The 12,619-nt window shown below is 48.9% G+C and carries 5 protein-coding genes; 1 reads left to right on the top strand and 4 read right to left on the bottom strand.

Features of this window, described 5'->3' with window-relative positions:
* The 4 genes from JI65_RS08345 to JI65_RS08330 all read right to left on the bottom strand — a co-directional run.
* On the bottom strand, positions 1–465 hold a 465-nt coding region (locus JI65_RS08345), incomplete at its 3' end, for a tetratricopeptide repeat protein (protein ID WP_197971924.1).
* A gap of 12 nt (positions 466–477) precedes the next feature.
* Positions 478–9,906, bottom strand: a complete 9,429-nt coding sequence (locus JI65_RS08340) for a hypothetical protein (protein WP_191015135.1) — start codon at positions 9,904–9,906, stop codon at positions 478–480.
* Between the two features lie 142 nt (positions 9,907–10,048).
* The gene (locus tag JI65_RS08335) at positions 10,049–10,810 is read right to left on the bottom strand and encodes a DUF4469 domain-containing protein (protein ID WP_191015133.1); all 762 of its coding nucleotides are present in this window, start codon (positions 10,808–10,810) and stop codon (positions 10,049–10,051) included.
* Positions 10,811–11,520: 710 nt separating this feature from the next.
* On the bottom strand, positions 11,521–11,793 hold the full coding sequence (locus JI65_RS08330) for a hypothetical protein (protein ID WP_191015130.1): 273 nt from the start codon (positions 11,791–11,793) through the stop codon (positions 11,521–11,523).
* A gap of 234 nt (positions 11,794–12,027) precedes the next feature.
* Here JI65_RS08330 and def point away from each other — a divergent pair, with 234 nt between their 5' ends.
* Positions 12,028–12,609: a peptide deformylase gene (gene def, locus JI65_RS08325; RefSeq protein ID WP_191015127.1), complete on the top strand. Its 582-nt coding sequence runs from the start codon at positions 12,028–12,030 to the stop codon at positions 12,607–12,609.
* Positions 12,610–12,619: the final 10 nt, after the last annotated feature.

Below are 12,619 nucleotides of genomic sequence, written 5' to 3'. Positions count from 1 at the left end.
CTCTGAATACTGACTCGAAAATAAATAATATCTTGCAAGCCCCCGATATAAGTGGCTTCCCAAAAATCGTTGGTTAATTTTTAAACTTTCATCAAAAGCCACAATGGCTTTCTTTAAATTCTCCGAATCATCGTTTTTTTTATACAGGGCAATAAAAATCTGACCTTTTAAATCGTAAACATCTGGAGATTTTTTTTGAATCGCAAGACTTTTTTCCGCATATTCAAGAGCCAAATCAAATCTATTAAGCATATAATATGCCTGAGCTTTTACATAATCTATCTCCGCCTCCTGAGTTTTTGACATTTTCTGCAGCAGCATCGTGTCCGAAAGGGTTAAAACTTTCTCATAATTCTCAATTTCAAAGTTTTCTTTTACCTTCTCAAAAAACTCAACACGAGTCAAAGCCTGTGCAAACACACACGCTCCTAACACCAACAACACAACACCAAACAGTTTTTTCATACGTACCTCTGCTTAAAATTTTTGCTTATAAGATATGCTATGCTTATTTTCTGCAAAACTATATCCATAATTAAAGCTAAAATTTTCTGTAAAAAAATTGAAATCTATTTTTTGGGAATTTGGAGTATATTTACTTTCAATCCCCCTTCCAGAAACAAAATCAAAAAATCTAACTCTTGCAGGAGTAAAGAAATAATTTCCTGTATTCACTGATAGAATATAACTACCATTTTTAATGTTAAAATCTTTTCTGAAGCCCTCTACAAGAGATAAATCAACAAAATCAAATCTGTCTTTTTCTATATCTTTTGCAACATTCCTTAGGCCTGCAACACAATCTTTTATGCTACAAACTTCTTTATTCATTATTAATAATCTTGTATTCAAAAAAGATTTATGACTTTTCATAAGCTGTTCTAAGTAAGTAGATAAATAATTAATTTTGGCATATTCCATTGTTTCAATACTCAAAGGATTTATGTTAGTCTCTTCGAAATCTTTTTTATATTTATTATAAAGAGACTCCATAAAATCTTTTGTTGTTGAGAGTTTATTTTTTTCTGTCTCAATATGTGAAATAACTTTGTTAGTCTCATTAAAATTTAGAAGTTTATCTAGCCCAGTATTTTTAAGTCCATCTATAGCTGTCTCGATACCATTTAAAAAATTTTGTGCATTTGATATATAGGAATCAATATTTCCTTTTGAGAAAGCAGACGACTCTGGTAATTCGGAAAAAATATCAGGAAACATTCTAGCAAATGCCAATTCGCTATCCATCAAATCTTTTTTCACTGTGGTAAAATATCTAGTTTCGCGATTATCTTCATATGAAATTCTGTCATAACAATAATCGTCTATCAATTGGCCATTTTTCTTCAAATACCAATAATCGCCCGATATTTCATAGTTTTTAATCACATTACAAGCAATTTCACCTACAGATTGCAATACAGATGAATTGTCTCCAGAACGAAGAGCATCCATGTAGTGTTCATAAAATAAAACATCCTTACGAAGCTGTTCATTAGAGGATAATATATTTTCTGTAATATTCTTATATGCAATATCTTGGCTTAATCTCCGTACAAATTCCGAATGTCCCAACACCGCGCTCACCGTCTCGGCAAGCTGCCCCGCCTCACCGTCGTAAACGCCGTTGCGGTACGCCTCGTGTCCGAGGGCTATGCCGGCCTTGGCCCAGTCCGAAGCGGTCTCTGAGGAAAGATATACATGTCTGACCCCGCCGGAGAGCCTCGTCTCCGCGGTGCCGTCGGTGCCGCCAGTGTGGAGGACGGCCTTCTTCGAGGTGAGGTCGTCCAGAAGCTGCTTCTGGGCAGTGTCTCCGAATCCGTACAGGCTCCTCATCGCGCTCGCGACAGACTGCGAGTCCGCGACGGAGTTTATCTGCCAGTTCTCGCGCAGGTTCCCGGCCCCCGCCACGGAGGCCCTGAGAGTTCCCAGGCTTACGTCCGTTCCGCCGGTACCGAGCCGTGACGACACGCCGTCCTTCCCGAGGGTAAGTTCCAGCACCCCGCTTCCGCCGAGACGGGCTACGTTGAGCGTAGCGCTTCCCGTGAGGCCGTAGCTGACCGCGCTGGAGGCAATGCCTCCCAAAAGTCCGTTGAGGCTTGAGATTTCGCCTATCTGTGCGGAGTTAAAGCCCGTGACCTTGATATTGCCCGTTCCGAGGCTCATTTCCCCCAGCGAGTTCGTCACCGCGGCACCCGCGGTGCTCGCGATTATGCCGCCCCAGTCCGAGAACGAGTTGAGGTCAGACTTCACAGCCTTCCAGTCTCCCCCGGAAGAGATGAAGCTGCCGGTGGCCTTGGTCAATACAGAGCTTGCGGACGATATGCCTGTCCTGAGGGCCACGCCACCTACCCCGGCGATGCCCTTCGCCGCATGGCCGGCCACGCCGGAAGCCCCGCCTAGAATGTTCGTGGCCGCCGAGACGGCAAGAGACTTCCCTATATCATAGGCTGTTTTATACCCGCCAACAAGATCCAGCGTAGCAAAGGCCAGCTCGTTGCCCATCGTGATTCCGGAGCTTATCGCTGCAGAGGCGAGCACACCCGCAACGCCGCTCGCAGCGCCCGCCGTAGCCACAGAGGCCGCCACGGCTGCGGCCACCGTCGCAACCGTGCGCACCGACGGCGGCTCGAACCCGAACGGGCCAGTTCCCGACCACAGTTTTTTGTCCCAGGAAGGCTTGGAAAGCTCCGCCCAGCCGCTCTCCCTCCGCGCGTTGTTCCAGTCGAAGTCCAGCATCGTCTGCGCGATGGCGCCCTTTCCGGCGCGCTTAACGTTGCTCTCCTTGCTCCTTGACGTGTCGGGGTTCTCCACCAGCTCCCCGCGCTCGCCCAGGTGCTCCCCGAACTCTCCTCCGAAAGTGAAGCCGAGGCCAGTGTCCCTCGTCTTTCCGTCCGTGCCGGAAGTGGCGTATATAATGCCGTCACCGTCACCGAAAATCCTCTCTCTCCACAGCCGGAGCTCCTCGTCCGCAAGGGCCAGCGCCGCAGTCAGGCTCCTTGCCGTCATGCCGAGCATCGAGCCAAGCGACAGGCTGAACACAGGGGCCGCGGTCCTGAACCGCTCGTAGCCTCTCACGGTCTGAGTCTCATATATTGTCTTCCAGAAAGTCGAGTCCACGACGGCCTTTCGGCTTATGCTCCCGTCCTTCACGGCGTAGCCGTCGCTCTCGGCAATCGCCCTTATGGAGGATTCCACATATTCGTTGGCCCCGTCCACGGACTCCCCGGCCTCGGCCCGCCTTCTCTCAAGGTTCTCCACCGCCGTGAGCGCGGCGAGCCTTGAGGCGGTCTCCTCCATCCTGGCCGTCACACCGTTCATCGCATCGCGGGCGGCATACAGTTCCTTTTCGCAGCTCCCGCCTATGGCTCTTGCGCCGACGGCACCGCGGAGGCTTCCGATGAGCTTCCCCGCGGAATCAAAATCCGCCGCGAGCTCCGTAAGCCGGGTCCCGCCGAGGAGGCTACCAAGTATTTCCGAAATGTCAAAATCAGCTTTCAGGGAAGACTTTCCGCTCTCCTTCCTTGCGCTCACGCGGGCTATGGCACTCTCCGCCTCTGAAGCCCCGTCCGGCACGGCAGTGTCCGAGGCGGCGGCCATATACATGCCTGTCACCCATTCCTGCTTTTCGCGAAGGAATTCCTCATAGCTGTCCTGCCACTCGCCGTTTTCCTTCCCGTACCTTTTGAGGAAATTTCTCTGCCATGCGTTCTGCTGCGCGCGGAGCCGCTCCTCGGCCCTGTCCCACTCGCCGCCAGAGATTCTTGCGAGGTCCGCCAGCGCGGAGAGGGAGTCGGAAGTCTCTTTTCTGAGGAGAAGCTGCGAGTTCCTTAGGCTCATCTCGTAGGCCACATATTTTCTTGTGTCCCTGTCAGAAAGTTCCTCCGCAAGGAAATTCCCGTAGATGCCGAAAAGCTCGGAAATATATCCCTCGCTCTCCGAGTTTCTGTCGGTCTTCGCCGCAGAGCTTCCTGCAGCGAAATAGCCGGCATAATTGGCCTCAAGGGCACCGTAAAGTTTCTGAGAGTTGTAGCTCTCCCCGGAGAACGCTTTTTTTGCCGCATCAAAAAGCACGTTACTATCTTCGTCCGCCGTGGAAAGAATTCCTGAATATATCCTGTCATACTCGGCGGAAGCACTTGCCCTCTCCGCAAGGCTCAGCGTAGTATCGCCCGCCAGCATGGCATATTTTCTGAGAAGGCTTCGTGACTCATCGTCAATCGTAAGAGTTTTTTCCGCCAGGGTCCTAAAAGCCATAGCATTGTCTTCAAGGAGACTATGGTCAGCCACGGCTTTTTTCGAAAGCGCGACCTTTGCCTCGCTCATCGAAAGTGCCGTGTTTTTCTTCATTTCATCAAGGGCTACGAATACGTCCTTAAATTTCTTTGTCCCGTCTATTCTGCCAAGTACGACGGACAACTCATTCTCCAACAGCGCAGAGCCTTTTTCCTTCATCGTGCGGACAATGCTGTCTCTTGCAGACTTGCCGTCTATATCCTTGTCAGGAGCAGTGGCACTGCCATAGAGGATATTGTTGTACACCGAAAGGGCACTGTCTTTCTTCGAAACAGCGTCCTTGTAGTTCCTTATGGCGGTTTCAAGCCCTGAGAGGCTTTTCTGCGCCTCACCAGAAGAATAGCTCCGCTCCGAGGAAGCATCCCTCTTTAACTCCCGCGCGAATTTTCCCCTCGCAGTCGTGTATCCGCCGAAAAACGGCTTGAACCAGGTCTCGTTGTCCTCAATCCGTTCCATCTTTCTTGCGAGCTTGCCGCAGGCCACAGATTTAAGGAGGTTCTCCTCGTACCCGGCCCGTACCATACCGGCGATTATGTTCTTTCCCTGCCGTGCGAGCAGGTAGAGGGCAGTGTCCTCCATACCGGTTCCGCCAGCCATCACGCTCTCGTAGGCTTCGCGCAAAGCCTCGTCCCTGTAGGTCCTGTAATACCCCACAAAATCTATGCTGTGCCCGTCTCTGCCGCCTCCCGCCGTCCAAGCACGGGAATACGGATCCTTGAAGCATTTTCCGTCCTTGTTGTCTATTGTTTTAGCCTCCGCACTCTTTGCAAGGAGATAATATGCGGCAAGCGTAACTTTCTTGAGATATTCGGGATTCTCGCCGATTCTCAGTATAAATTTATGTATTTCCTCCGTCCCGACGCTTCTTTTTACCTCAGGGAGCGTAACGTTTTTGGTTGACAGGGAAAGGTTCTCATACCAGTTTTTCTCGGTCTCTCCGTCATTTCTTCTGTCAGTGTCATATTCTTTCAGTTTATAATCATAGTGGTCAAAGACACTTACAGTTTTTTCTACAGTGCGTTGTCCCGTGCATGTGTCGCCGTCATCATCTATGTACTCATAGCTTTCGGTCACTTCCTGAGTCTCATCCCTGTATACGGGTATTTTCTCCACCCAATAATTCAGGCGATAGCGCGGAACGCCCTCTTCCACAGAAATCTCCACCAGCCTACTTGCGGCTGAATTCTCATCATAACGTAGTCCGTCCGAGATTTTTTCAGAATTCCTTTCATCGGGATTTCTTTCATATTCCGAGCCGCCGGAGATTTTTTCGTAATCCGCCAAAACCTCACTTTCCGCAACGTTCAGATTTTCCCGTGCCCCGTTCAGGATTTTGTACATCTCATGTTCAAGTACAAGGCTGTGGTAGTATTCCTTTTCGGCCGTAATATATTCATCAGTCTCTTTTTTTTCTGCGAAGGCTCCTGCCGTCTCATACTCATTTCTGAGTTTCTTCAGCGTCTCTACGGCATTCTCAGCTTTTCGGAGCGCATAAGAGGCCTTAGAGAGGGCTTCTTTTGGAGTGACGTATTCCTCGTCAGAGTTTTTCCCAATGTCCTCAAAATATACGGATGTTGCAAAGTCATGCACAGCCTGTGCGATTCTCTTCGAGAGCCTCAGAGATTCCAGCTCCCCGTACTGCCTGTTTATGGATTCCACATGATGATTGTAGTTTTCGCCCGCCGCGGCGAGTTTGTCGAGTCCTGCATCATATTCTTTTCTTGCCGCCGCAAGTTCCTTGGCAGCCTTCTCTATCTCTGCCTGCTTGGCGATTTTTCCCTTGCCAGAGTCGCCCTCCTGTCTGGCCACGAACATTGTCGCATAAGCGTTCAGCGTCTTTATTAATGATAAGAGATCATCCTCAGCCTTAAGGAAACTCTCCTTTTTTTTACCGTCATTATCGTAAAGCACTGCGGAATCCGCTCCGCTAAAGAATTTAGCGCATTCACGCACGGAATTCGCATCGAGGGAAAAAAGCTGTGAGTCTACGTTCTTTAAAAGTTCCCTGGCGTTCGCCATCTCGGTCTCACCGGCATAGACTCCGCTCTCAACAAATCTGCATTCTGTAAGTTTCTGCGCCCACACGGTCCTGTTTGCCGAGAGTTCCTGTAGCGCATATTCGAGGAATCTTGATTCTATATATTTTTTATCGGACACAGACATCTCACCGTCGGCATTTTCGCCCGCCGTAAGCTCCGAGAGAATCTGGTCGTACCTTTTTTTTGTTTCGTCCTCGTCTGTGCCTGAATGGACATACCTAACGGCTTCCGCCCACAGATATGCGTCTATATATTTTTCCAGTGCCCGCAGGCCCGTGCGAGACAGGTTCTTTCCATCAGCGTAGAGAGAACTTATATAATCTATGACGTCTTCATATCCGTGCCTAGATGATTTTCTTGAGTTATTGTTTTCTTCTATTAATTTACGAATTTTTTCTTTCGCTGTGTTATATCCCGCGATGATTTTGCCGGCATTGTGCTCTGCACCTCTGTCAAAGAAAATCTTTCGTTTTTCGTCAAATTCATTCTGAAGGGCAGTATTTCTTGCGCAAAGGCCTTCAAGATATCCAAATGCCTTTTGCTGCTCGGCGTTCTCGAACTCATAAGCTTCGTTCATAATGCTGAGGATTCCGGTATTTCCCTCATCCGCCCATTTTTTCAATAGGCTCTTTCTTTCGCTTTCCGCGTCCACACAAAGATATGAGTCAATCTCATCGAGCAAAGCCTTGTTCTTTTCAGGAGCTATGAGCAGAACGGCGCGCACCTTCTCCATGTACGACATCTGTGTTTCAGGCAGTGCGTTCGTCTCTGCGGAATCCAGCAATCCGTTGAGCCGTTCCCTGTATAAACAAGTTGCATATTCGAGAATGGATTTTATTTCCGATATATAGATTTCCCTGTAAAACTGCCTGTATTCGGGACTGCACGCAGAGTCATTTTTTAGGGAGTCGATTTTTGCCCCGAGCTCGATTGCCGCCTCATACTGTTTTTTTAGGAGCTCATCCGACAATATATCCTGCAATTCACTTGCGAGCATTTCCGTGAAGCGGCCGTCTTCCACCCCGGAAAGCTTACTTGCCACGGACTGCGCGGCGGAGATTCTGCTTCTGACGCTTTCGGCCTCCCTCTCCTCCGCATCCTTTATGAGAGTGTACTCACCTGCTTCTTCGTTTTTTGATTCGGAATAGCTCAGGCCTGACTCCGCCTCCTGCTGTTGTTTTACGAGGGACTCAAACCTTCCGAGGTAGCTTTTAAGCATGGAACCGATGATTTTTGTGTCGGAGCTGTCGTCCGCAGCTTCCATTGACTCATACTCAGTTTTTAGCCGTTCAAGTTCGGCTTGTCGCGACGAGAGTTTTCTTTCGGCCAGGCTTATTTCGCTCTTCGCCTTTTCAATTTCGTTTGAGTATGAAGTTAATTTTGAGGCAGTTTCCTCATAGGCGGCGAATGCGTTTTCATACGCTAAGACGCTCTCAGCAAGCCTTGCATTTGTCTCGTCCTTGCTTTCCCGGCTAGCGTCAGCCCTTTCTGCATACAGATTCACCGCTTTTGCTATTTCGTATTCCTCGCTGGCACGCATCTTAAGACACTCTGCCCTTGTTATCTCAAGATCCAGTTCCGTCGGTGTGCCAGAATCCTGTATTCCGCCCATGAATTTCATGAGGGAATTCTGAGTCTCGTCCAGCTCTCTTGCATAATTTATTGTCTGGGTGTACCAGTCCACAAGAGTGTAGAATGCGATTTTTGGCTCTTTCTCATAAACGAAGTTTCCGTTGCCGGAAAGGATTGTTTCGGTCTTTATGCTACTTACAAGCTGCTCGATTCCGCTGTGGACTTTTTCCGCCTCGGCCTTGTCACCGTCATTGTCCACCAATGCTATTGCCCGCTCTGTATAGTCTGCAAGAGTCTCACCCATGTCCGAATATTTTGCGAGAGCCTCGCATTTGGACAGGGATTCTTTGTATTCTCTGTATGCGCTGAGAATATTCCGCGGCACATATCTGCTGCCAAGAATCCGAATGAGCTGGTTCTCATCCATATTCGGATTGATATGATGATATCCTGATATACCGCTCAATTCTGCCGTATTCTCATATTCTTCAAGACGAGCGTTAAGTTTTTTTTCTTTTTCCCCGGCCTGATCTTTTGCCTCCGCTACGGCGGCCTCATACTCCCTTATGAGCATGTCCCTCTCTTTTATGAGATATGCCTTTATGGAGTCCTTTATTTTTCTTTTGTCATCTTCCGCCGTCGCGACGTTCACGGTCGCCGTCCCTGAGACGAGGTGGCATAGGTATGAGTCTTCGGAATCCGTGTCCTCCGTTTTCCAGTAGCTGTACACCCCGTTATACTTGGAGCCCCAGGTTGCGACGATGCTTTCTATTCCTTTTTTAGACGTGGCGAGTGCGGTGCGCAGCGTGTCATATATATTCTTGTACGTCGAAAATATTTGCTGCTGCACTTCGGAATTTGTTTTTAATTCTGCCGCGTATGCGTCAAGGCTGCTTTTTATTTCTTTCTCGAATTCGGAGTTCTTCTCGGCAGCCAGCCTTGAGAGTTCGGCTATCTTGTCGCTGATCTCGGTCTCCCATTCCTGCCGTTTTGACCTCAGCTCCTCAAAAGCCTTCTCCCAGGATTCATGCCCTTCCGCGAATGCTTCCCCGGCGTTTTTCTCCCACTCGGCCCTGTCCGAGAGGAATTCCAGTTCGGCATCCTCCCATTTCGCGATGCCCCTGCCGAACGAATCCTCGAATTTTTTCAGCAGTTCCCCCGCCGGCACGTCACCGTCCGTCCTGCCCTCTATGTTTTTCTTTAGTTCCGCGAAAACGGACTCCATGCTCTCGGAGTTCTCGCGTGACGTTCTCTCGGATATATCCCTTGCAATAGTCGCCGCGGCTTTTTCGGTGCCGGAAGCCCGCAGCGAGTCCTTGTCCCTGAGGAAGTTGACAACGAGCCTGCTTCCTTCTTTTTTGGAGAGCATCCTAGACTCGGCTCTTATCCTTTCGTCCGTGAGATTTCTCGTTTCCTCCGCAAACGACCTCATCCAGCCGTCATCAAGCCCAGTGTCCTCAAGGCGTGCCGTTATCTCAGGCATTGAAAGGAAATTTTCCGTCTCTTGCTCGCCTATGTAATCATTTATGATGGCTTCGGCGCGTTTTGCCCAGTCCCCCTCGATTCGGGAAGCTTCCTGCAAGTCGTAGCCCGCAGTCCCGAAGTCCCGCGCAGCCTCCCTGAGTTCGGCCTTCAGGCCACTGAGAGCGCGGCTCTCCCTTTCCGCCGAGTAGCGTTCGATAGCCCATTCCACGTACCTTTTTGTTTTCAGTGTTTCATAGTATGTGAGGGCAGATTCTCTTTCTTTTTCGTACATTTCGGGAGCGTTTTCTTTAAGATATGCATTCTCTCGTTCCCACGCCCTTACGGCCTCCAAGACCCCTTCCGCAACAAGTTCTTCCCAAGCCCGGCCATCCTTCTCTTTCTCAGCCCGGTCAATATAATGGTCCAGACGTGCTTTTCCGGCCCCCATTTTATCCGTAAGCACCTGTGCCGGTGCCATTGCCGTGATGTATATGCATAATGTGATAGTTGCGCCCAGTTTTCTCAGCAGTTCTTTCATGGAATGTGCGGTGTCCTTTATTTTTAATTGTTTTTTCTGACTCTACCACATTCCCGTCTTTTTTTCTATATATTTTTATCGAATATGCAGGCAGGCTTTCTTCATCTGTTCCCGAAAGCCGCCTGCCAAAATCACAGTTTCCCTATACCTTCACTGAAATTCTTCCCCCCATACACTCGGCGAAGCTCTTCCGCGTCTTGTCCTTGGAAATGTACGAGGTTCTTATCACGAGCCTGTAGTTTCCCTCATCAAGCGTGGAAGGAACTATAAAGTTCAGCTCCGTTGGCATGTTCCTGAATACGGATTTTTCGTTCACCAGAGTCCATTTCTCCTCGTCCGTCTCCGTCTTCCCGTCCTCGCCGACAGGCACGAAATATATCCCGCCACGCTCGCCGCCGATTTTGAGCCTCGCGCCGCGGATACGGCACGGGAAGCCTTTTTTGAGCACCATCTCCTCAGGCTCCGGGGAGAGGTCGAGGATTTCCGTTATCTCGGGATTGCCGTCCGCGTAGACAACCTTGTCCACGCCGAGCTTTGCGAGAGCCTCGTTTGCCAGAGGCGTCGGCATGAATTTTATATAGAAGTCTCCGTTGCCGGAAACGTCGCTCCTTCCCTTCGCGTTGCACTTCATAGCGATGTACAGCGTTCCGAGGTCAAGGACGTTCACTGCCTTTCCCTGCTCGAGCATCTTGAGGATCTTCTTCTGCATGAGGATTGAGGCGAACTGGAGCATATACGGATCCATTCCCTTATTGTCCTCCGCGATTTCAGAAAGCAGGTTCTTGAACGATGCGGTGTTCCTGCTGACCGTCGCGTAATACGTTCCGTCTTTTGTGAGCTTGTTCTCGTGCAATGTCACTGTGAGAATAGAAGAGCTGTTTTGTAATGTAGATATATTTTCCATATTTTTTTGTCCTTCTGTTTTTTTGGGGCAACAGTCACCCGAGTTTTGAAATGCTCATGCCATGCATGATTCAGTTTTTTAATTTTTCTTCTGGATTCTGGCCGTTGCAAAAAAATATGGCAGGGAGTAGGATTAGAACCTGTCCGGGATATGAATTCCATATTCCTGCCGTTCTGGCCTGAATCTACGCCAATAGTTTCAGGCCATTCTTTTTTTGCAGGCCTCACACGCTCATACGGCACATGCTTTTGCCCTCCTTTTCTGTCGGATTTTATCTGTAAATGATAAAAATAAGTGTTAGTTACAAAAATCAGTTATTTTTTTTCGGATTTTTTTGAGACCATACTGTACAGTCAGGTGTGACCACACTGTACAGTATGGTGTGACTATCCTAGACAGTCTGGTGAGACCGTCCTAGACAGTCAGGAGTCACCAGCCTAGGAAGTCGGAAGTGACCGTTCCAGGAAGTCAGGTGGCACCGTCCTGGACAGTCAGGTGCGACCGTACTGTCTAGACAGGAGTGACCATACTGTACAGTCGGGTGTGAGCGTACTGGGAAGGTTGGCAGGACTGAACCGCCCCCGCCACAAAAAACATAAAGCCCAAAGCCAAGAAAATTTTCATGCAATCATTTTAAGTGCAATTGGAAGATTGTACAAATTTGAGGTGAATAAACAAGTACAACAAATCGCGATTTGGGGAAGTTTCACTTACAGAGTTGCACGCAGCGCGCGGGCAACAAATCTGCCTTCACGAAACGCAGCTTTCCTTGCCGCCGCCTTTTTCCCTGCAAGTATTCCCTCGAAAGTGCGAGCCTCTGCGGCGAGCACAAAGCCAAACCTCCGAGTCGCCGCCGTGCTTGTCGCGGCGACTCGGAAGCCCATGCAAACAGTCCCACCAGAGCGCGAGTTTTCCGCTAGGAAAACTTGCGGGAAACGCACAAGTAAACTTAAATTTTCAAAGCCAACTTGCAGCGTTTCCATAAACGCACAAGTGAATTTTTCTTACAAAACTGAAAGTTGCGAGCTCCGCGCGAGCAACAAAACCCCACCCATGAAACGCGGCTTTCCTTGCCGCCGCGTTTCATGAACACCTGCAAGCCCACCCACCAGAGCGCAAGTTTTCCGCCAGGAAAACTTGCGGGAAACGCACAAATTAACTTGCATTCTCAAAGTCGACTTGTAGCGTTTCCTTTGGATTTATGTTAGATTTTGAGTATGAAAATCTACAAATTAGGTGAAGAAGTTTTACGCAAAAAATGCGAACCTGTAAAAGAAGTTACTGACGAACTTCGTGCTATTTTTGACGAAATGTTTGAAACGATGATTGCCGCCGACGGCGTTGGACTCGCAGCCCCGCAAGTCGGAATTTCACAGCGTTTCTTTGTATTAATAAGCGACGACGAAGTTAGACGAGTTTTTGTAAACCCACAGATTATTGCAACAAGCCCAGAACTTGAAGATTACGAAGAAGGATGTCTTTCGCTTCCTGGCTTCAACGAAAAAATCAGACGACCTGCAAGCGTAACAGTCCAGGCTCTGAACGAATTCGGAAAACCTTTCACACTCAAGGCCGACGGACTTTTGGCACGAATCATCCAGCATGAGAACGACCACCTTGACGGAATCATTTACATTGACCGCGGAGACCCGAATTTCGCTTCCGACGTAACGGCAAAAATGGCAAAACGCCTTGAACGCGCCGCAAAGAAAGAAGCCGAAAAAGCAAAAAAGATGGCAAAAATCGCCGCAAAAATCGCCGCTCAGGAAGCCAAAAAAGCCTCAAAAAGCACAAAATAGTTTTTGGTCA

This window comes from Treponema zioleckii (assembly GCF_014737315.1).
Classification (GTDB): domain Bacteria; phylum Spirochaetota; class Spirochaetia; order Treponematales; family Treponemataceae; genus Treponema_D; species Treponema_D zioleckii.
The sequence above is the reverse complement of the archived record's forward strand: the minus strand, read 5'-3'. Positions and strand labels throughout refer to the sequence as shown.

Bases quoted from the DNA above. Each gene is read 5' to 3' on its own strand.
- JI65_RS08340 (WP_191015135.1), bottom strand. From the start codon at position 9,906: ATGAAAGAACTGCTGAGAAAACTGGGCGCAACTATCACATTATGCATA.
- JI65_RS08335 (WP_191015133.1), bottom strand. From the start codon at position 10,810: ATGGAAAATATATCTACATTACAAAACAGCTCTTCTATTCTCACAGTG.
- JI65_RS08330 (WP_191015130.1), bottom strand. From the start codon at position 11,793: ATGGAAACGCTGCAAGTTGGCTTTGAAAATTTAAGTTTACTTGTGCGT.
- def (WP_191015127.1), top strand. From the start codon at position 12,028: ATGAAAATCTACAAATTAGGTGAAGAAGTTTTACGCAAAAAATGCGAA.